The following is a 20,952-nucleotide window of genomic DNA, read 5'->3' as shown; positions in this document are numbered from 1 at the left end:
CGAAAGTTTCACCATCCCCCACACTAATCGAGCGTCTTCTTATTTTTTATTTATTCAATACGGCAGCTAACTGACGCGGTGGGGTGGGGATATACAATGGCCGACACGCTCCGGGCCGCTCAGGCCAAGTCTTTACGGTCGGCCATCGCATATCCCCACCCCACCACTCAACCTAACCGATGGCATCCCAATTGTTTTAATCGTTGAGTAGCTGGGCGGAGATATGCGATGTTCGGGCGTAAGACACGGCCGAGCGGCCAAGGAGCGTCCCGAACATTGTATATCTCCGCCCAGCTACGCCAGTCAGAAACCTCGGTGTTGATAAAATCGAAAAGAAGATTTACAGCACGTGGCTCAGGAAGTCCTGGAAGCGGGGCTCCTGGGGATGGTCAATGATTTCGGGGCCACCGTGTTCTACGACTACGCCGTCGTCCATGAAGACGATCTGGTCGGCCACTTCGCGGGCGAATCCGATCTCGTGGGTCACCACGATCATGGTCATGCCGGCGTCGGCCAGCGAACGCATCACGCCCAGCACCTCTCCTACCAGCTCCGGGTCGAGCGCCGAAGTCGGCTCGTCGAAGAGCATGATCTTGGGGTTCATCGCCAGCGCGCGCGCAATGGCCACACGCTGCTGCTGTCCGCCTGAAAGCTGCATCGGGTAATAATCGGCACGGTCGGCCATGCCCACGCGTTCCAGCTCACGCATGGCCTCTTCCTTCGCCTTGGCCTTTGGCACCTTGGCGACATGCACCGGCGCCTCCATCACATTTTCGAGCACGGTACGGTGCGGGAAGAGGTTGAAACGCTGGAAGACCATTCCCAACTTCTCGCGCTGCTTGGCGATTTCCTTGTCGTTCAAGGTCTGCAGTTCGTCCTTGCCGCCGTGGTTGACATGCTTGTAGCCGATGAGCTCGCCGTCGACCTCGATACTGCCGCCGGTCAACGTCTCAAGCTGGTTAATCAGCCTCAGGAACGTGGACTTTCCAGAGCCGGAAGGCCCCAGAATCACCGTCACCGTGCCCGGCATCACCGTCATGTCGATGCCTTTGAGCACATGCAGGCTGCCGAACGCTTTGTGCACCTGCGTCGCCTTGACGGCGGGTACGGTTGCAGCGTTCGCAGAAGTCTCTGTCATATTATTAGCAGCGTTCAGGCTGTCGACTCCTTGCTTATTTGCCGCAGTTTGCACAGTCGAATCATTCTTTGTCATATCGTTCATCTCTGTCCCGTCTTCCTTCACGCGTTGAGTCCGAGGAATGTGGTGCCACCCTCATTGCCCTCGGCTACCTTTGCGGACGGCTTCTCGTCTTTGGCGTCACTGCCGCCCTCGCTGGGTCCGTTGGAACCCTCGTTGAAGCCCTTGCCGAAATAGCGCTCGATCCACGATTGCACCACCATGAGCACTGAGGTGATCACCAGATACCAGAAGCAGGCCACGAGCAACAACGGAATCGGCTTGTAAATACGGGCGGCGATGGCATTGGTGGCAAACTGGATTTCCAAGCTGAACGGCACCGCCGAAACCAGCGAAGTCGTCTTCAACATGCTGATGACCTCGTTTCCGGTGGGCGGGACGATGATACGCATGGCCTGCGGCAAAATCACGCGGCGCATAATCATCGTGCGCGGCATACCAAGCGCCTCTGCCGCCTCACTTTGCCCGGGGTCGACGGCTTCCAAGCCGGCACGCACGATTTCGGCCAGATAGGCGGATTCGTTCAATGCCAAACCGAGCATCGCGGCGAGGAAACCAGGGGAAATGAGCTTGTTGATCTGTTCGGTGCTCATCGACCAAAAGTTGATGTGAGTAAAGGGAATGCCCAACGAAATCGTGGGAATCAGCACCGAAAAGAGGCCCCAGAACACCAACTGCGTGTAGATTGGGGTGCCACGGAAGAACCAGATCCAGAACCAGCTGACCCCGCGCAGCACCGAATTGACGGACTTGCGCATCACGGCGAGCAGCACGGCCAGCACGATGGCGATGAGCATGGAGGTGACCGTCAGCACGAGCGTCCATCCGATGCCGTTCAGGACGTGCTCATTGAACAGGTATTTCCAGACAATCGGCCATTCGAAATTGCCGTTGGTCACCATGCCATGCACCAGCATCACCGCGAAGAATGCGACGATGATCCCCGCGATCAATGAACCGGGACGATGCACCGGCCTTGCATGGATCCGATTGGGAATATCCAGCCCGTCCGATTCATTTTTATGTGCCATAACGTTTCTACCTCTCCCGTAACTGCCTTTTCGCCGGCAAACCGACATCAACTACCACTACAAAACGTCAACAAAACTATATGTATAATATACGACACTACGCATAATCGTTCGGTCGTCTCATATTCCAAAAACTCGAAAGTGATTTCAACGGGCAAACCATCGGCGGCTCTGACACCATCGATCGCGATCCGCCACTGATGTTTGACATTGGAATATTGATATAACAATCCGACCGATGCCCTATATCAGCATCAGTCGGATTGCATAATGTTAACCAGGTTAAAACTACTTGATATCGTCGTAGTTGTTGATCTTGGCCTCTTTGACGGCGCCGGATTCGCTGCCCCAAGACTTGAGGATCTTCATGTACGTACCATCGTCGATAAGCTTCTGAATCGCGGCCTGAACCGCCTTTGCCGTCTGCATGTCGCCCTTCTTGACCACCACGGCCTCAGGGGTCATGTTGAAGGTCTTGCCAAGGAACTCAAGCCCGCCGTCGCTCTTCTTGACGGCATAGCCCGAAACCGGAGAATCAGCGAGGAACGCATCGGCCTTGCCGGTGGAGACGTTGGTCGCCACCACTGTCTGCTCCTTCATCGACTGGATGTCAATGGCCTTCTTGCCGGAGGCGACACACTTCTGGCTCAGATCCTTGACCGTGGTCTCATGCACGGTTCCTGTCTGTACCGCGATGCTGTGCCCGCAGAGATCATCGGTCGAAAGCTTCTTTGGATTGCCCTTCTGAACCACGAAAGTGGCACCTTCGTTCATGAAGGAGACGAATTCGCCGGCGTCCTTACGGGCGGGGTCCATGGTGAAGCCGGAAATGCCGACATCGTATTTCGAGCCGACGCCCGGCATGATCGAATCGAACTCGGCGGAGGTCGGGTCGAATTTGAGCCCGAAGACCGCGGAAACGGCCTTGGCGATATCCATTTCATAGCCGATCGGGGTCTTGCCGTCCTTGTCAAGGAATTCAGCGGGTGCATAATCAGGTGACGTACCGACGGTGAATTTGCCGTCTTTCTTGATTGAATCCGGCAGCATCGCGGCGATCTTGTCGTCTTTCTTGACCGAACTGGTGTTGGAGGCGCTGCTCTTAGGCGTCGCGCTCTGATCGCTTTCGTCGGTGGTACCGCACGCGGCGACACTGGCCAGCATTGCGGTGGCACAAATACCGGCCAAAACGACCTTGACCGACTTGGAAACATGGAACGACATATTGAATCCTCTCTGGGGCGAACTCGAACGTTCCGCCTTCTTCGTATAAATGCATAATATACTCACCTACGTATTTATGCAAAAACACCGTCTCAATAAATGGACATAACACGATTCCACAATATGTTTACTGCGAAGGGAAGTCGACAATATAGGTTGTTTCCAGCACTCCCTGCAGTTTTGCGCTGGAAATGACGTGAATATCGGCGCCAAATACGTCTTTACCAGCATAAATGAGTGGGGACTGCCGGAAACACAGCGTATACACGGCCGTCACCATAATTCAGGCAATTTCCGGCACAAATTACACCTAGCGCACCAGCTTGTTCTTGTAGCGCATCGCACGCAAAGCCTCGCGCTTGTCCTCGGCCTCGCGCAAGGACTGGCGTTTGTCGTATTCCTTCTTGCCTCGGGCCAAGGCGATTTCGGCCTTCACTCGGCCATCCTTGAAATAGAGACTCAACGGCACGATGGTATAGCCCTTGGCCTCGGTCTGTCGGCTGAGCTTGGCGATCTGCGAGGCGTGCAACAGCAGCTTACGCTTGCGCTTGGGCGCATGGTTATTCCACGTACCGTTGAGATATTCCGGAATATTCGCGCCTTCCAACCACATCTCGCCGTTGCGATCGATGGAGACGAACGATTCAGCCAAGGACGCGCGGCCTTCCCGCAGCGACTTGACCTCGGTTCCGGTAAGGACCAAGCCAGCCTCGTAATGGTCTTCAATCGTATAGTTGTGCCGAGCCTTGCGGTTCTGTGCGATCAGCTTTGTACCCTGCTCCTTCACCATGCCCTCCCCTTTTTGCTTTGAATCTCTTTGACGCTTGATATGCCCCGACCATAGCACAAGCGCGCCACTCGGTATGGGCAGCGCGCTTGGACGTTCTGTTTTAAACAAGCGGCGGATTAATCTCAACCATCCAGCCGCTTATCGTCAATCAGTGAATGAACTGGTATTTGCTGGCACCGTAGACCGTCTCGTAGGCGGGGAACGTGGCAAAGCCCGTGCCGCCTTCCGAAATGAACACAGAACCGTCGCCGTTCACACGCTCGACAATGGCCACATGACCATAAGCGGCGCTTACCGGGCGATAACCCATCGAGCCGGTGATGATCGAGCCGGGAGTGAAGACCATGGCGTCACCTACACGCGGAGAGTTGTCGACAGGCCAACCCATACTGCGGGCGGTTGCGGCCCACTGGCCACCGTTGCCCATACTGCCGGTGACCGGCTTGCCGAACTGGTTGCGGCGAATCCATGCCCATAGCGTGCACTGACGCGGCGGATACGGAGCACTGCCACCGCTCCAGCCGCCACCGCTGGAAGGCCGGGACGGAGCCGGAGTTGAAGGGGCGGGACGATAGTTGTTGCCACCGGAAGGACGGGAAGAACCGCCGGAAGAGCCGTTGTTCCAAGTCTGACCGCTGGAATGGGCATTGTAGTTGTTGTTGTAGGAGTTCAGCGCCGGCTGGGACTGCGCATCAATCTGGGCCTTCAAGGAGACCATTTGCGCTGCAGCCCTTGCCGAATCGGTGGTCAGCTGACTCGACTGGCTTTGCAGATAGTCTCGCTGACTCATGCCCTGGCTGAGCAAGGACTGCAGGCTGCTCTGCTTGGCCTGTGCGGTCTGAGCCGCCTGCTGGGCCGTGGCCGCATCGCTGTCGGCCTGGACCTTGAGTTTGGAAATCTGCTCCTCGATTGCGTCAAGACGCTGCTTGCGGTTCATTGAGGAGTTCAAGGTGTTGGCGTCTTCGTCCGCCGCATTGGCCTCGCTGCGCTTGACGGCTGCCTGGGACTGCATCTTGTCGACGAAATCCTGCGTGGTGGAAGACTTGGTGACCACATCCATGACCTGCGTGGCCTGCGTGGCGTGGAAGCTGTCGCGTGCCACCTGGGCGACACCGGCCTTCGCGTCATCGTAATCGATACCTGTCTGCTTGATCTTGGCTTCGAGATCGTCTTTGTCTTTGATGGCGGCATTGAGGCGATCGGTGGCGGACTGCGCCGCCGTCTGGGCCTGCGTGGCATTGCCCTGCGCATCATCGGCGGCTTGCTGAGCTGCGGGAATCTGGTTGTCGGTCAGATCATTGAGCTGAATGATCTTGTTCGCCAAATCGGAATTGACCCCGACAAGCTGGCTGCGCAGATTGTTGGTCTCCTGTTGTTTCTGCTGATAATCCCCCCATGTGGCGGCTTCGGCCTGTTCCGGATTGGCGGTAAGCACCGCAGCGGCGCAAGTGAGCAACATGACGACGGAAAGTACCATCCCCACAAACACGCGCAAACGTTGAGTGACTTTCAGCACGACAACACCTTTCTTAAGTAATGCAATGTCTCTATTGTAACAAACCCTTATTATCAGTTCATTAAGCGAGTCTGTTACAGCATGATAGTAGTGCAATGAGTCCTAGACCTGAAGATATCGCCGTAGGGATATCGTCGAGACGATCGCGGAAAGCAGCATTGCGCCGACTATCAACGCAGGAGCCATCAGCCACACCGTCGCCTGATTGACGAAGGGCATCCATTGCACCGTCTTGGCAAGCCAATCGGTGATGAACAACTTGACGATGGCGCTCAACGCCGCGCAAGAGAGCAACGAGCCCAAAAGCGAGGCCAGAACACCTTCGAGCACGAACGGTAATCGAATCGTCCAATTCGAGGCCCCGACCAAACGCATGATTTCGGTCTCGTTTTTCCTACTCGCCGCGCTCATACGTATGGTAATCGCCGTAAGCAGGACAGCCACCACGACCATCACCGCCGCCAAAACCAACGTGACCGCAGTGCCCTTGTTGAGCACAGCGAAGACCGGGTCGAAGATCTGTCGCTGATCCAGCACCTCCTCGACCCCTTGGCTGCCAGAAAGCGTTTCGGAGACCTCCTGGTACTTCGTCGGATCCTTGAGCTTGAGCTTCAACGAATCCTGCATATCCGCGGCCGTCAGCGTACGGCCCTGATAGATGCCGTTCGGATATTGCTTGAGGAACGTGTTCTTATAGAAATCCTCACGGCTTTCATAGGTGATCTTCGAGACCACGTTGCCGAGCTCGTCGTGAATCTTATCCTGTAGCTGGATGATCTCCTGCTGGGTCGGGGCCTTGCCTGCCGAGCAATTGGCGACCTGGCTGGTGCCGTCGGGGCACAGCCAGACCACCACTTCGACCTCTTTATACCAATCCCCTTTGGCCTTGGTGATCTGCGCCTGCATCAGGCCGGAAGCGCCGATGAAAAGGAAGGAGATAAACGTGACCAAAAGCACGGAAAGAATCATCGAGACGTTCTGCCTCAGACTCGTCCATGTTTCAGAAAGGATAAACCGTGCTCTCATTTCCGCTCCCCTGCATTCTTGCCGTTGTTACGGCCTTGTGCGTTGTGAACCTGTTTACTTTGCACGTCTTTGCCGGCCGTCGGCTTCGTGTTCGGCTTCGATTTTGCTTGCGATGGCGGAATCGGAGGCGCTGGCAAAGATGGCGCTTTGGCCTTTGCTTTGCCGGTTTTTGCCACGCTATCAGAGTTTTTTACACTCTGGGAGCTCTTCAGAATTCCAGCCGTCCGAGTATTCGTGATATTGGCTTTCGGCTGCTTGCCTTGTTGCTCTGCAGTGGACGCACTACCGGCAGTACCCGCTGGATTCACTGCTTTTGCGCCCCCTGAAGTCTTCGAAATACGGGAAGCTGCAGGCTTGGACTGCGTGTTTCCCGCAACCGATGAAGACGAAGAATCAGTGCCTTGCCCCGAACGTCTCGAACGTTCCGATTGCCCGGTTTGTGTTCCTTGGTTTGCAGCCGACACTGGTTCGTGTGCGCCGGTCATTTCCTCAGACGTCAGGCCTTTACCCCATGTCATCGTGGTTTCCGCAGATTGGAACGCCTCTCCGTAGCGTCCGGTGCGGCCGGAATGCATGGCGCTGGCAAGTCGGGCGATGCCTTCGTTTTCGCCGGTACCGTTCGCTACGGCCTCGGCGACGGCATCCATGGCCTGCGTGGCGACAATGGAACGCTCATCGCTGGTTTGGGAGTTGATTGACTGTCCCGACGTCGCCGATATGGCACTGACACGGGATTGCGGCCTCTTGAATTTATTGGCGGTAGGATCGATGACCTGCTTGGCCTTGGACTCCACGTCGGCGTCCGGGAAGTATCGGGCGGAATCATAGCTGCCCTTGGCCTCGTCACGCACGATCTTGCCCGCATGCAGCTCGACGACGCGCTTGCGCATGGAATTGACGATTTCCTCGTTGTGGGTGGCCATCACGATGGTGGTACCGGTGCGGTTGATGGCGTCCAAGACTTCCATAATGCCGAGCGACGTGGTCGGGTCGAGGTTGCCGGTGGGCTCATCGGCCAGAAGAATCTGCGGGTGGTTGACGTAGGCGCGGGCGATGGCTACACGCTGGGCCTCGCCGCCGGAAAGCTCGTGCGGGTAGTTCTTTTCCTTGCCGGTGAGACCTACGGTTTCAAGAACTTTCGGGACCAGCGACTTGATGGTGGAACGACGGGTACCGATGACCTCGAGCGCAAAGGCGACGTTCTGCCAGACCGTCTTGTTGTTCAGCAGCTTGTAATCCTGGAAAATGAAACCTATCGAACGACGATACTGTGGAATCTGACGCGCACTTAGGCGGCGTAGGTCGTTGCCAGCCACACGGATTTCACCGTCCGTGGCCTCTTCCTCGCGCAACAATAGACTCAGCAATGTCGTCTTGCCGGAGCCCGAAGCGCCCACCAAAAAGACGAAATCGCCGCGTTCGATGTTGAGGTTGATATGGTCAAGGGCGGGCCTGGTGCCCTTCGGATAGATCTTGGAGACCTTGTCCAATGTGATCAACGCCATAATGCCGTGTCCTTACTGTTTGCCGCTCAAGTTCAAGTCTACGAACTTCAGCCTCGCAGATTGTCCTGATTCCACTGAAATGGCTGAAAGTCTTTACTTTTTATTGTTGTTTTTGGTTTGATCTTCGGCCTGCTCGGCTTCCAACGCGGCCTCACGGCGTTGTTCGTGGCGCCAGCGGATGCCCGCGTCAATGAACCCGTTGATGTCACCGTCGAAAACGGCCTGCGTCTGGCTGGTCTCGTAGCCGGTGCGCAGATCCTTGACCATCTGATACGGATGCAACACATAAGAACGCATCTGATCGCCCCAGCTGGCCTTGATGTCGCCGGCCAGTTCCTTCTTCTTCTTGGCTTCCTCCTCATGGCGAAGCACGAGAAGGCGGGATTGGAGCACGGCCATGGCGGCGGCGCGGTTCTGTATCTGGCTGCGCTCATCCTGCATGGTCACCACGATACCCGTAGGCAAATGGGTGATGCGCACCGCGGAATACGTGGTGTTGACGCCCTGTCCGCCGGGGCCGGACGAGCAGTAGGTATCCACGCGGATATCGGAATCGGGAATGTCGATGTGATCGGTTTCTTCGACCAGCGGCACCACTTCGACCGCGGCGAAGCTGGTCTGACGGCGGCCCTGGTTATCAAAAGGAGAGATACGAACCAGGCGGTGCGTGCCGCCTTCCACGGAAAGACGGCCGTAAGCGTACGGCGCGTCGACTTCGAAAGTCGCGGATTTGATGCCTGCCTCTTCGGCGTACGAGGTGTCCATCACCTTGGCCTTATAGCCGTTGCGCTCGGCCCAACGCAGGTACATGCGCAGCAGCATCTGCGCGAAATCGGCAGCATCCACGCCACCAGCGCCGCTTCGGATGGTCACCACAGCGCTGCGCTCGTCATATTCGCCGTCAAGCAGGGTCTGGATCTCCATTTCGTCAAGGTCTTTTTGCAAGGCGTCGACACCGTTCTGCGCCTCTTTCATCGAGTCAGGATCGTCTTCTTCCTGACCGAGTTCGTAGAGCGTTTCGATGTCATCAAGCCGGCTCGAAAGCGAATCAAGCTTCTTGATCAGCCCCTGCTTGTTGGAGAGCCTGCTGGTGATCTTCTGAGCGTTTTCGACATCGTCCCAGAGATTCGGCGCCGACGCCTCTTTCTCAAGCTCGTCGATTTCGGATTTCAGGCGATTGACATCCAATGCCTTTTCAATCGTCTCGTATTTGGTTCGCGCCTCACCCAGCGCCTGGGAAAAATCAAATTCTGCCATTGCACTTCACCTTATATTTGCTCACTGAAAATTCTCTGACCGTCTTTATTGGCACAAGGTCGAAAATAATCGATTCCGATTAACGCAGTTCCTGCGACTTGCCCGGATATCAAGGTAGATATTCATTTCCTTCAATGAATCTTGCACCACAAAATCCGTCGCCCTGACCGTCATGACCTTGTTGCCGTATTCAATGCAAGATCGTCAAAGGCCCGCATAGATTGCAGGAATGACCAGCGCAAGCAGCATCGCTGCAGCCACGACAATGCAAATCGCCCGCACGATATTGCGGCGACGGCCCTCGCGGCGTTCGCGTTCTTTCCTGTAATCACTCACAATCCATCATTGTATCGAGCCTGCGGGATTTAACGTCTTGATAGCTTGGCTTCTGGGCTTTGCAGCGACAAATATTCTGGTTTGCGCTAGATTGGATACATATTCATTTCAACAATGTAGCTAAAAAGGAGCAGGTATGAGTGACGAACGGACGGCTTGGGGCTGGGGCCTGGCCTCGATCGACGAGGCGGGCAACACGCTGGATGTGTGGTATCCGAAACTGGAAATGGGTGCGGCACCCGACGAGGCTTCGCGGCCGAAGCATGGATTCGGGGCTTTGGCTTACGACCAGCCAGACGCTCGCGGTGTACGGCGTGTGCCCGTGTTCACCGTCTCCGCTCTTGACTCTCCCATCGCCGACGCCGCCGATGCCTACTTGCGTTTGCACTTGCTAAGCATGTGCATGGTCGAGCCGAACACCATCAATCTCGACGGCATTTTCGCCAAACTCGCCAACGTGGTGTGGACCAACTACGGGCCGTTCGCCGCCGAGAACTTCGCACTACGCAAGATGGACGTGATGAACGCCGTGGCCAAGGCCGGCACGGTCGCCGGCGGTATGCCCGCTCCCCACGTCGACGTCAACGTGCTCGGCATCGACAAATTCCCGCGTATGGTCGATTACGTTGTGCCGGAAGGCGTACGTATAGGCGACGCGGACCGCGTACGTCTCGGCGCCCATTTGGCCGCCGGCACGACCGTAATGCATGCCGGTTTCGTCAACTTCAACGCCGGCACGCTCGGCACCTGCATGATCGAAGGTCGGGTCTCCCAAGGTGTCACCGTTGGAGACGGCTCCGACGTCGGCGGCGGCTCGTCCATCATGGGCACGCTTTCCGGCGGTGGCAAGCTGCGCAATTCCATCGGCGAGCACAGCCTGCTCGGCGCCAATGCCGGTATCGGGATTTCCCTGGGCGACAACTGCGTGGTCGAAGCGGGACTCTACGTCACCGCCGGCACAAAGATCACCATCCACGACAAGGCCAAGATTGCTGCAGGCGAGCCGCTGGAAGTGGTCAAAGGTTCCGAGCTTTCAGGCAAAGACAACATCCTCTTCATCCGCAATTCGGTGACCGGTGCCATCGAGGCCCGCTACCGCAAGGTCGGCATCGCCCTGAACGAGAAGCTGCACAAGAACTGATTTCTCACAAGTCGGTAGATAGGTTTTTGAAATCGGCCATTTTCCGCCATTCTCAAAAACCTATCCCCTGACTTGTGTTTTGGAACCTAGCGCTGATTCATCGGGACGTAATCACGTTCGGTTTCGCCGGTGTAGACCTGGCGTGGCCGGCCGATCTTGGTCTTTGGGTCGTCCAGCATCTCGCGGTATTGCGCAATCCAGCCGGGAATGCGGCCAAGTGCGAAAAGCGGGGTGAACATCGGGGCGTCGAAGCCGATGACCCGGTAGAGCAGACCGGTATAGAAATCGACGTTCGGATAGAGATGACGAGAGACGAAATAATCGTCGTGCGTGGCGATGTCCTCAAGTTCCGTGGCAATATCAAACAGAGCGCGTTCGTCTACAGGAAGACGATTATCGACGTCCCCTCGCGCCATCAGCTGCTCAAGATAGTGTTTGGCGACCACTGCCCGCGGGTCGTAGCATTTGTAAACTCGATGGCCGAAACCGGAAATGCGGGTACCGTTCTTTTTTGCGTTTTCGACGAACTGGCTGACGCTTTCGCCCGAATCACGAATAACCTCAAGCTGTTTCAACACCGCTTCGTTGGCGCCGCCGTGCAGCGGGCCGGAAAGTGCATTGACACCTGCCGCCACTGCCGAATACAGGTTGGCGTGGGCACTGCCGGCAATACGCACCACAGAAGTCGAACAATTCTGCTCGTGGTCGGCGTGGATGATCAACAAACGGCCGAGCGCGTGGATGGACAGTTCGTCGGATTCATAGGGCTCGTAAGGCACTGCGAAGCACATGCGCAGAAAATCGTCGACATAACCACGTGCGACGTCCGGGTAAAGCATCGGTTCGTCACGGCGTCGACGGTAGATATAGCTGACGATGGTACGGGCCTTGGCCATGATGATTCGTGCCGATTCGTCAAGCTGATCGGGGTCGCTGATATCGGTGGTATCAGGATAAAACGCCGCCAGCGCATTGATTGCCGAGGCGAGTACGCTCATCGGCTGGGCGGAATGCGGGAACGAGGCCATGAAACTGCGAAAGTCCTCGCCCACCATGGTGCGATGGTTCAGATCAAGGCAGAATTGGTCGTATTCCGCCTTTGTTGGCAGTTCACCATGCTGCAGAAGCCAGGCCACCTCAAGAAAATCGGATTGCTCACAAAGCTGCTCGATCGGGTAGCCTCGATAACGCAAAATGGATTTCTGACCGTCGATGAAGGTGATTTTGGATTCGCATTGAGCAGTCGTCAGGAAGCCGGGATCAAGGGTGACGAAGCCATCATTTTTGAGGCTGGAGACCACGATGCCGTCGGCCCCCTCCGTGGCTTTGACTACGGGCAAATCGAACTTGCTCGCATCGACATTGAGTTTTGCCTCCACCATGGCTTCCACCTTCCTTACGCCCCTCGACCGTTACTTTGCTGCCTCTCAGCTTACCAAACCAGACAAAACGAAAAGCATTGCCGCAATCCATTGAGGATTGAACACACCTTATTGCATGAATGTAAACTGGGGAAGCAAATGTCCACGTTCCGTACATTTTGCCTTGACCATGAGCATCTTCAATCAACCGACTCATCAAAAAGCCGTCAAAAACCAACTTAATCGGCTAAATGAACGGTTTACGGCCTCCTGGCCAAGTCATGCCCGAAAACCGTTCAGCAACAGATGTCATCCAGACAACAGGCTAAACCTCTTTGTTCAGTTCACTATTCCTGTCAGCTGCAAAACACGCACAGATACAATTGGCATCCACTTGCAAAGAAGCAGATGCCATGATAAATGTAGATTCCCAAGCCTACGGAAAGCTACTCGCGAACGGTCAAAATCTCGGGGCCGTTGTCGGTGATGGCGATGGTGTGCTCGCTGTGGGCGCCGTTGGAACCGTCGGAGCTGCGCAGCGTCCAACCGTCCTTGGCATCCTGATAGATCTCATCGGTGGTTTTCATGAACCACGGCTCGATGGCGATGGTCAGGCCCGGGCGCAGCTTGTAGCCGTGGTGGGCCTTGCCGTCGTTGGGAACGAAAGGATCGCCGTGCATCACATGTCCGATGCCATGGCCGCCGAACTCCATGTTGACGGTGTAACCATGCTCATGCGCCACGTCACCGACAGCTGCGGAGACGTCACCAAGCCTGTTGCCGGACTGCGCCGCCGCGATGCCGGCCGCGAGCGCCTCTTCGGTGCACTTGATCAGCGCGATATCCTCGGGATTCGGATCCTTGCCGACCACGAAGCTCACTGCGGAATCCCCGCACCATCCGTCGACGCTGATGGCCAAGTCAAGGCTCACCAAATCGCCGTCCTTGAGTGCGTAATCGTAAGGAACACCGTGCAGCACCGCATCGTTGACAGAGGTGCAGATGTAATGCTTGAACGGGCCGGTGCCGAAATCAGGGGCGTAATCCACATAGCAGGATTCGGCGCCCTTGCGGCTTTCGATGCGACGACGAACCAAATCGTCGATCTCAAGCAGATTGGTACCGACTTTGGTGGTTTCCTGAAGTTCCTTCAGAATGCTGCCGACGAAACGGCCGGCGACCTTCATCGAAGCGATTTCCTTTGGCGTTTTCAATTCGATCATGCCTTCACCCTACTTCGTTCGGCCAACAATCTTCCGGCGATTTTTCAATTCGCTCATTGCCGTAATCAACCGCGAAACCATATCGCCCTCACCAAATATGAAAACGCCTCGACTGCTTGAACACGGGGTTCAAAGCAGCCAAGGCGTTATATCGTCAACGGTGCCTTAGATAAACGGATACGAAAAGCGTTGCGCAACGATATCATTCGTCAGATATTATCGTCACTTCTTGCCGAAACGGAAGGCGCGGACGATGGCGAGAATGCCCATGACCACCATGGCGATGCCCGCGAAAACGACCAGTACGATCACCGAAGCGAACGGGGAGAAAAGCACGACGATACCGGCGAGGATGGAGATAATCGCATAGAAGATGGCCCAACCGGACTTCGGCAAGCGCCAGGTCTCGACCAACGCCATAATGCCTTCCATGATCCAGCCGATGCCGACTGTCAAGGTGACCAAAATCGTCAGCAAAGCTGTGGAAATCGCGGTGTTCTTGAGCATAATCACACCACCGATCACCAAAAGAAGGCCAACGAGTATGTCAAGCACTCGCCAGCCGCCGGGCAGCCCGTTTTCGACGATGGCGCCGATGATGCGGATGGCGCCGGAAACCACGAAGTAGGCACCCAAAACGATGGCCACAGCCACCAGTGTCTTGCCGGGCCAAATCAGCAGCGCCAAGCCAAGCAGGAGAGCGACGACACCGACCACACCATAGACGATGCGGATGGTTTTCTTCGCCTGGTTCGGCAGCCATTCCTCGGCCAGTTTGAAGGGGTTCATCCGCCACCATTCGTTGCTTCCGGGTCGAGCCGATTGGGCGTTGAAATAGTTGTTATTGCCTGCTGTCGGGCCACCATTTCGAGTCTGCTGACCGTTCCGCGCATATTGGTATTGGCCGTTTTGGCTGGCGTTGGCATATTGATTGGCATTGGCGTAAGGGTTGCCATTCTGGTATTGCCGGTCGTATTGATTGGGGTCAGCGGCATACGGCCCATAACCGTTCGGACCATAACCGCTATACGGGGCCTGATTCTGGTTCTGACCTTGACCGTTGTATACGTATGGATTGGCGTTCGGGCCGGCTTGCGGAGCACCGCCTTGGTTGCCGGTGTATTGGCCATAATTCTGGTTGCTTTGTCCGGCGTTCTGAGCATACCCATTGTTTTCGGACTGGTTTTCGTTGCCATTCATAGCGTTGGCATTAGGCGCATAGGCTCCATATTCCGGCTGACCTGACGGTTGTTGGCTATTGGGCTGTTGCTGAGCGTTCTCGTTGTTTCCATTCACGTTCAAATTATTATCATTCGTATTGGCGTCTGACATATCGACTCCTTTTCATTGTCGCCGTCACCATCAAATCACACAGTGGCGCTTCACTTCAACTACCATGTCATTCAACAGATTAAAGTCGAAAGCTATTCCTTCGCTAGCGACTTCAAGACTTTGAACTTGGCACAAGCCGGGTGTAAAAATCTCTGGTTTCCGCACGATTTTTCTTTTATCCCGCAACGCTTCTTGTCAGAGAACGCCGATACAGTAGAGCCATGTCTACACCTTTGATTTCAGGCCTTGATACGACCTCATTCTCCAGCACCATCAGCCCCGGCGACGACCTCTTCCGTTTCGTCAACGGCCCATGGATCGACACCTATGAACTTCCGGACGACCGTTCACGTTACGGTGCTTTCGACAAGCTTGCCGAAGACTCGGAAAACCAGATTCGTGACATTCTCGAAGACGAGGATTGCCCGGCCCACAAATCCCAAAGCCTCTATCGCGCATTCCTTGACACCGATGCCATCGAGGACGCGGGCATCAGCCCCATCAAGGGCACGCTCGATCGCATCGACAACGCCGCCGACAAGGCGGAACTGACCAAGGTTTTGGGTGAGCTGTGCACACTCGGAGGCCCCGACTTCTTCGATTGCGGTGTTTACGGTGACCCCGGCGACCCCGAGCACAACATTCTGCATATCGAGCAGGGCGGCATCGGCCTTCCGGACGAAGCCTACTATCGCGAAGATCATTACGCGCCGATCCGTGAGCAGTACGTGCATATGGTCATGAAGCTTCTGATGCTCGCCGATTACGGCGACAGTACAAAAGCCGAAGCAGACGCCAAGCGCTTCCTGGAGATTGAGACCAAAATCGCCTCGAACCACTGGGATAACGTGGCAACCCGAGATTCCCAGAAAACCTACAACCCCACGGATTTCGGAGAACTCACCTCCACGCTCTCCCACTTCGACATCGCCTCATGGCTTTCCGCGTGGCAATGCGCGTACAATGCCCTGCCTGCCTCAAAGGCACAACCGCTGGATCTCAAATCGGCGTTCAACCGCACCATCGTGCATGAGCCGAGCTTCCTTTCCGGTTTCGACAAGTTCTGGGACCAGAGTGACCTCGACGATCTGAAACTATGGGCACGCGTAACGATGATCAGCGGCTCTGCGAGCACGTTGAGCCGTGACTTCGACAAGACGCAGTTCGACTTCTATGGCAAGACGCTTTCAGGCGCCAAGCAGCAGCGCGACCGCTGGAAGCGCGGTGTGTCACTGGTCAACGGCATCTGCGGCGAGGAAGTCGGCCGCGAGTATGTCCGTCTCCACTTCCCCGAAAGTTCGAAGAAGCGCATGGAACAGCTGGTCTCAAACATCATCGAGGCCTACCGTGTCTCCATCTCCGGCAGCGATTGGCTGGGCGAGGCAACCAAATCCAAAGCCCTTGAAAAGCTTTCAAAGTTCACCCCGATGATCGGCTATACCAACCACTGGCGCGACTACACCGCCCTCGATATCAGGCCGGAAATGAGCCTGATGGAAGATCTCAATGCAGCTGTCGCCTACGAGACCGGATTCCAGCTCTCCAAGGTCGGTCAGGTCGTCGACCGTGAGGAATGGCTCATGAACCCGCAGACGGTCAACGCCTACTACGAGCCGTCCATGAACGTCATCGTCTTCCCTGCCGCCATCCTCCAGCCCCCGTTCTTCAACCCGGAGGCCGACGACGCGGCCAACTACGGCGGCATCGGCGCGGTCATCGGCCACGAAATCGGACACGGCTTCGACGACCAGGGCAGCCAGTACGACGGCGACGGCAAGCTCAACGACTGGTGGACCGCAGAAGACAAGGCAAACTTCCAAAAGCTCACCGCGGCATTGATCAACCAATACAACGGATTCATTCCCTCCCAGCTTCAGGAGAAGTATGGTGATGACTTAAGCAAAGCCCCGCACGTCAACGGCGCGCTGACCATCGGCGAGAACATCGGCGACTTGAGCGGCGTCAACATCAGTCTGAAGGCCTACGCCTTCGCACTTGACAAAGCTGCCGGCCATGCAATCGACGGTTCGCCGGAAGCTGTCGCCGCATCACTGGCGAGCGCCCCCGAACTTGACGGCTATACAGGTCTGCAACGCTTCTTCCTGAGCTACGCTTCGATTTGGCGCACCGCCCAACGCGAAGAGCTCACGGAACAGTATCTGCAGATCGATCCGCACTCCCCCGCCGAATTCCGCACCAACGGCATCGTACGCAACGTCGATCTTTATTACAAGGCCTTCGACGTCAAGCCTGAAAACAAGCTGTGGCTGGCCCCCGAAGCACGGGTATCCATCTGGTGATCATTAGTTCGACGAGCTAATCGCACTCAATGGATTGCATACCGATCATTTGAGCGAGATTGTCCAAGTCACGGTCGGAGCACATCTTTGTGCCCCGACCGTTTTCTTATTCACTTCACGTCTATTACCCGACTGATGCCACCAAACGATCTGCGGTGGCATGCCCTTCAAAGACCTCGCTGGCATCCCAGGGATCCTCACCTGGTTCATCGCCGGGTTGCGCGTCATTGCTTTGAGCATGATTCGTCACCGACTCATGCTCCGGCTGCTCATTCGAGTCTGCGGTCGAAACATGAAGGCGATCTGCGTCTGCCGTATTGGCCTGCGTCTGGGAACCTTCAGCCGCCTCGTCCTGGCCTTGCCCCTGAGTCACTTCAGCAGGGTCGCGGCTATTGCCATGTTCCTTTCCGCCCGGTTTCACCCGTTGGAATGCCGAAATGCCAAAACTCAGATCATGGCCGACACTGGTGGCCTCCATCACCATCCTGCTGTGTTTGGTGCCGTCACGCGTCCATTCCTCGGTCGCCAGATTGCCCGTGGCGATGACCGGATCGCCCTTTTTGAGACTTGAAAACACATTCTCAGCCAGCTGGCGGAACACCTTGACGGTGATCCACGTCGTCGGCCTGTCACGCCATTCATTGACCGCTGGATTGAAATATCTCGTCGTGCAGCCGATTCTGAACGAAACGGCTGCCGGGCCTCCCTCCTTCCCAAAGCTTTGCGGGTTCGCGCCCATGAATCCTGAAATCGTCACTATACCTTGCTGTGCCATCGACTCTGCTCCCTTTGCGTCATGACATTCGTCTATTTATGGACTGCGGGATACGTTACCGTCAATGGAATCCGGTCGCGTTCGCGTCCAAACCCCAGCGCTGAAACGGCTTGAAACGCACCCCGCGGTTATTCCAGTATGCAGGTTGGGATTGTATGTTTTCAAGCTGAAACGGGTCCTGTGGTCGAATGCCCGGGGTCCCGGCGTGTTGTGGATGCAATGTGGACGAACGGGGCGGTATCCACAGCAAAATCTCAAATGTGGATAGTCCATAGACCACCAGCAGATAAAAGAAAACCAAAAATGCGAATTTCAATAAAGAAGGAATATCGATAACCATATATGCATTACAGATAATGCAGATGCAAAATCAAGGGTTATGGGCCCCACCCCGGTTACACCAACTCCTTTAGCCGATACCCCCGATAAACCGAAATCCAAGAAAACAGAAAAACACCCGATAAACGACGGCGGCGCTGCGTATCAATCGGTACGCAGCGCCGCCGTCGGATTTGAAGAAAATATTCAATTATATTGAATACAGCCTGAACCAAAGTTCGGCAAAACCGACTTCAAGCTTCCAAAACCAGAAACTGTAAAGCCGGTTCTACGCCTGTCTCAGTCCTGATAGTTGTAGAAACCACGACCGGCGTTCTTGCCCATGTAACCCTTGTCGATATAATCCGTCTTCATACGATTGGCGAATTCCCGGATGTCGGGGTCTTCGCTGTCCTTGTCGATGTTGTACATGGTCATCATGCCGATTGCGTCGTCGATCTGGAACGGGCCGGTCGGCGCACCGGTGGCGATACGCCAGGTCGCGTCGATATCCTCAATTGAAGCGACACCCTTGACCCAAAGCTTGCCGGCATCGTTGAGGAACGGCACGAGCAACGAATTGAGCACGTAGCCCGGTTGTTCCTTCTTGATACGGATCGGAACCATGCCAATCTCCTCAGCGAACTTGGCGACCTCCTCGAATACGGCCGGATCGGTCTTCGGCTGCATCATCACCTCGCCGGTGTTGAACTTCCAGACATGGTTGGCGAAATGCAGGCACAGGAACTTGTCAGGACGGTCGGTAAACGGCGCTATCTTGCTCGGCGGCAGGGTCGAGGAATTGGTGCAGAAAATCGTCTTGGCCGGCGCATTCTCACTGACCTTCTTCCACGTATCCTGCTTGATATCCAAACGCTCCGGAACCGCCTCGATAACAATATCCGCGTCTTTCAGGGCGTCCTTCATATCGGCTGTCGTACGAATGCGGGTTACCGCATCGTCGAGCGCCTTGGGATCGGTATCCGGCAAATCGGCTTTATACTGTTCCTTTATCTGCTCCCAGCGTGCCGGCAGCTTGGCCAGAATCTCGTCGCTAATATCATATGCGACCACGTTCTTGCCCTTGAACGCCGATTGGAAGATAATCTGCGATCCCAGCGTACCCGTACCTAAAACAGTTAAATTCTGCATCATTGCCTTCTTTTATAAATCGTTTCAAGTTCCATATGCCAAGAACTCGAACCCAATAATTCCAAGGAAAGACTACAAATCATCCCAATTTGTAATTCATTCCTTACTTTTAATTGTAACGTTTTTCTAATCGGAAATATGGCATTGTGATGCCTAATTCAGTGACTTTGATAACACATCATTACTTTTGATCAACAACGAAGCTCTTTCAAACATCATATTTATCCATCCAACCCAAGAACGGCCATGCAGAAATGACAATGGCGCCACGCACCCGAAGGCACGCGACGCCATACTCTAGACTTGAAGAAAATAAACACACTTATTGTCTTGGGGTTTCAACGCAGACCCATTCAACCGGATGATTTGGACTTACCTTGAACGCAGTCACCCCATCGAAGTGCAGGAACAAAGGCGATCAATCACTCGTAGTCGTAGAAACCGTGACCGGAGATCTTGCCCATCTTGCCCTTGTCGATATAATCCTCTTTCAGACGACGAGCGAACTCCTTCTTGACCGGATCAGTGGCGTCCTTGTTGAGGTTATAGGGGGTCATCATACCCACGGTGTCCAAGATCTCGAACGGGCCGGTAGGAGCACCGGTGGCGATACGCCAGGTCTTGTCGATATCCTCGAACGAGGCCACACCGCGAACCCACAGGTCGGCCGCGGCATCAAGCAGTGGAACCAGCAGCGAGTTGAGCAGATAACCCGGCTGTTCCTTCTTGATGCGGATCGGAACCATGCCAATCTCATCGGCAAACTGCGCAACCTCTTCAAAGACCTTCGGATCGGTCTTCGGCTGCACCATCACCTCGCCGGTATTGTACTTCCACACCTCGTTGGCGAAATGCAGGCACAGGAACTTCTCGGGACGGTCGGTGAACGGCGCGATCTTGCTCGGCGGCAGGGTCGACGAATTCGTGCAGAAAATCGTCTTGGCCGGCGCATTCTCACTGACCTTCTTCCACGTATCCTGCTTGATATCCAAACGCTCCGGAACCGCCTCGATAACAATATCGGCATCCTTGAGTGCATCCTTCATATCGGCCGTCGGACGGATTCGCGAAACCGCCGCATCAAGCTTTTCCTCGGTCACGCCCTTGACGTCACGCCTGTAGCAGTCCTTGAGCTGCTCCCAGCGTGCCGGCAGCTTCGAAAGAATCTCGTCGCTGATATCGTAGGCGACCACGTTCTTGCCACTGTAGGCCGACTGGAAAATAATCTGGGAACCGAGAGTGCCCGTCCCCAATACCGTTAGATTCTGCATCATTGCCTTCTTTCGTCTATGACTTCACGAAAACGTCATTATTTCGTGAGACAGTTGCAAACGCAATCACCCAACACTGAGAATAATTACGTTTTATTTTCAATTACCCTTTTATGATACATGAATAATCGATGGAAACGTTTTATTTCAACAGAAAATTAGTGATTTATAAGACAGACTATCCAAACATCAATAT

The 20,952-nt window shown here is 55.3% G+C and carries 19 protein-coding genes; 3 read left to right on the top strand and 16 right to left on the bottom strand.

Annotated elements, in window-relative coordinates; all coding sequences use genetic code 11:
• Positions 1-340: 340 nt before the first annotated feature.
• The 9 genes from OZX67_RS03325 to OZX67_RS03285 form a co-directional block, all read right to left on the bottom strand.
• The gene (locus OZX67_RS03325; protein ID WP_277144882.1) at positions 341-1,213 is read right to left on the bottom strand and encodes an amino acid ABC transporter ATP-binding protein; all 873 of its coding nucleotides are present in this window, start codon (positions 1,211-1,213) and stop codon (positions 341-343) included.
• Positions 1,214-1,239: 26 nt separating this feature from the next.
• Positions 1,240-2,229, bottom strand: coding sequence for an amino acid ABC transporter permease (locus tag OZX67_RS03320; RefSeq protein WP_277144165.1), 990 nt, complete (start codon positions 2,227-2,229; stop codon positions 1,240-1,242).
• 288 nt (positions 2,230-2,517) lie between these two features.
• Positions 2,518-3,453 carry an ABC transporter substrate-binding protein gene (locus OZX67_RS03315; protein WP_277144163.1) on the bottom strand — a complete coding sequence of 312 codons (936 nt, stop codon included), beginning with the start codon at positions 3,451-3,453 and terminating at the stop codon, positions 2,518-2,520.
• Positions 3,454-3,763: 310 nt separating this feature from the next.
• Positions 3,764-4,243, bottom strand: a complete 480-nt coding sequence (gene smpB / locus OZX67_RS03310; RefSeq protein ID WP_277144161.1) for an SsrA-binding protein SmpB — start codon at positions 4,241-4,243, stop codon at positions 3,764-3,766.
• A gap of 148 nt (positions 4,244-4,391) precedes the next feature.
• Positions 4,392-5,759, bottom strand: coding sequence for a CHAP domain-containing protein (locus OZX67_RS03305; RefSeq protein ID WP_277144158.1), 1,368 nt, complete (start codon positions 5,757-5,759; stop codon positions 4,392-4,394).
• Between the two features lie 102 nt (positions 5,760-5,861).
• Positions 5,862-6,785, bottom strand: coding sequence for a permease-like cell division protein FtsX (gene ftsX / locus OZX67_RS03300; RefSeq protein ID WP_277144156.1), 924 nt, complete (start codon positions 6,783-6,785; stop codon positions 5,862-5,864).
• Entirely contained in the window at positions 6,782-8,290 is a 1,509-nt protein-coding gene (gene ftsE / locus OZX67_RS03295) for a cell division ATP-binding protein FtsE (RefSeq protein WP_277144153.1), read from the bottom strand. The genes ftsX and ftsE overlap by 4 nt, the downstream gene beginning before the upstream one ends.
• Positions 8,291-8,383: 93 nt before the next feature.
• Positions 8,384-9,547 (bottom strand): peptide chain release factor 2, encoded by a 1,164-nt coding sequence (gene prfB, locus OZX67_RS03290; RefSeq protein ID WP_277144151.1) that lies wholly within the window; start codon positions 9,545-9,547, stop codon positions 8,384-8,386.
• 204 nt (positions 9,548-9,751) lie between these two features.
• Complete coding sequence (locus OZX67_RS03285; protein WP_277144149.1) at positions 9,752-9,883, bottom strand: hypothetical protein; 132 nt, start codon at positions 9,881-9,883, stop codon at positions 9,752-9,754.
• A gap of 136 nt (positions 9,884-10,019) precedes the next feature.
• On the opposite strand from OZX67_RS03285, the gene dapD reads away from it, so the two are divergent.
• Positions 10,020-11,024, top strand: a complete 1,005-nt coding sequence (gene dapD / locus OZX67_RS03280) for a 2,3,4,5-tetrahydropyridine-2,6-dicarboxylate N-succinyltransferase (protein WP_277144147.1) — start codon at positions 10,020-10,022, stop codon at positions 11,022-11,024.
• Positions 11,025-11,110: 86 nt separating this feature from the next.
• On the opposite strand, the gene OZX67_RS03275 is transcribed toward dapD, so the two are convergent.
• The 3 genes from OZX67_RS03275 to OZX67_RS03265 all read right to left on the bottom strand — a co-directional run bounded on the left by OZX67_RS03275 (position 11,111) and on the right by OZX67_RS03265 (position 14,940).
• The gene (locus OZX67_RS03275) at positions 11,111-12,406 is read right to left on the bottom strand and encodes a citrate synthase (protein WP_277144145.1); all 1,296 of its coding nucleotides are present in this window, start codon (positions 12,404-12,406) and stop codon (positions 11,111-11,113) included.
• 425 nt (positions 12,407-12,831) lie between these two features.
• Positions 12,832-13,608, bottom strand: a complete 777-nt coding sequence (map, locus tag OZX67_RS03270; RefSeq protein ID WP_277144142.1) for a type I methionyl aminopeptidase — start codon at positions 13,606-13,608, stop codon at positions 12,832-12,834.
• 222 nt (positions 13,609-13,830) lie between these two features.
• Complete coding sequence (locus tag OZX67_RS03265) at positions 13,831-14,940, bottom strand: HdeD family acid-resistance protein (protein WP_277144140.1); 1,110 nt, start codon at positions 14,938-14,940, stop codon at positions 13,831-13,833.
• 221 nt (positions 14,941-15,161) lie between these two features.
• Between OZX67_RS03265 and OZX67_RS03260 the strand changes: the two genes are divergently transcribed.
• Complete coding sequence (locus tag OZX67_RS03260) at positions 15,162-17,240, top strand: M13-type metalloendopeptidase (protein ID WP_277144138.1); 2,079 nt, start codon at positions 15,162-15,164, stop codon at positions 17,238-17,240.
• A gap of 124 nt (positions 17,241-17,364) precedes the next feature.
• On the opposite strand, the gene OZX67_RS03255 is transcribed toward OZX67_RS03260, so the two are convergent.
• Both OZX67_RS03255 and OZX67_RS03250 read right to left on the bottom strand, forming a co-directional pair.
• Entirely contained in the window at positions 17,365-18,015 is a 651-nt protein-coding gene (locus tag OZX67_RS03255) for a single-stranded DNA-binding protein (RefSeq protein WP_277144136.1), read from the bottom strand.
• 61 nt (positions 18,016-18,076) lie between these two features.
• Positions 18,077-18,355: a hypothetical protein gene (locus tag OZX67_RS03250; RefSeq protein ID WP_277144134.1), complete on the bottom strand. Its 279-nt coding sequence runs from the start codon at positions 18,353-18,355 to the stop codon at positions 18,077-18,079.
• Between the two features lie 39 nt (positions 18,356-18,394).
• Here OZX67_RS03250 and OZX67_RS03245 point away from each other — a divergent pair, with 39 nt between their 5' ends.
• Complete coding sequence (locus OZX67_RS03245) at positions 18,395-18,553, top strand: hypothetical protein (RefSeq protein WP_277144133.1); 159 nt, start codon at positions 18,395-18,397, stop codon at positions 18,551-18,553.
• An 80-nt stretch (positions 18,554-18,633) separates the two neighbouring features.
• Here the strand turns inward: OZX67_RS03245 and OZX67_RS03240 are convergent, their stop codons facing one another.
• Both OZX67_RS03240 and OZX67_RS03235 read right to left on the bottom strand, forming a co-directional pair.
• The gene (locus OZX67_RS03240; RefSeq protein ID WP_277144130.1) at positions 18,634-19,488 is read right to left on the bottom strand and encodes a 3-hydroxyacyl-CoA dehydrogenase; all 855 of its coding nucleotides are present in this window, start codon (positions 19,486-19,488) and stop codon (positions 18,634-18,636) included.
• Between the two features lie 419 nt (positions 19,489-19,907).
• Complete coding sequence (locus OZX67_RS03235; protein WP_277144128.1) at positions 19,908-20,759, bottom strand: 3-hydroxyacyl-CoA dehydrogenase; 852 nt, start codon at positions 20,757-20,759, stop codon at positions 19,908-19,910.
• Positions 20,760-20,952 lie beyond the last annotated feature (193 nt).

This window comes from Bifidobacterium sp. ESL0728 (genome assembly GCF_029392015.1).
In the GTDB taxonomy this organism is placed as follows: Bacteria; Actinomycetota; Actinomycetes; order Actinomycetales; family Bifidobacteriaceae; genus Bifidobacterium.
This window is presented reverse-complemented; position numbering and strand designations above follow the sequence as displayed.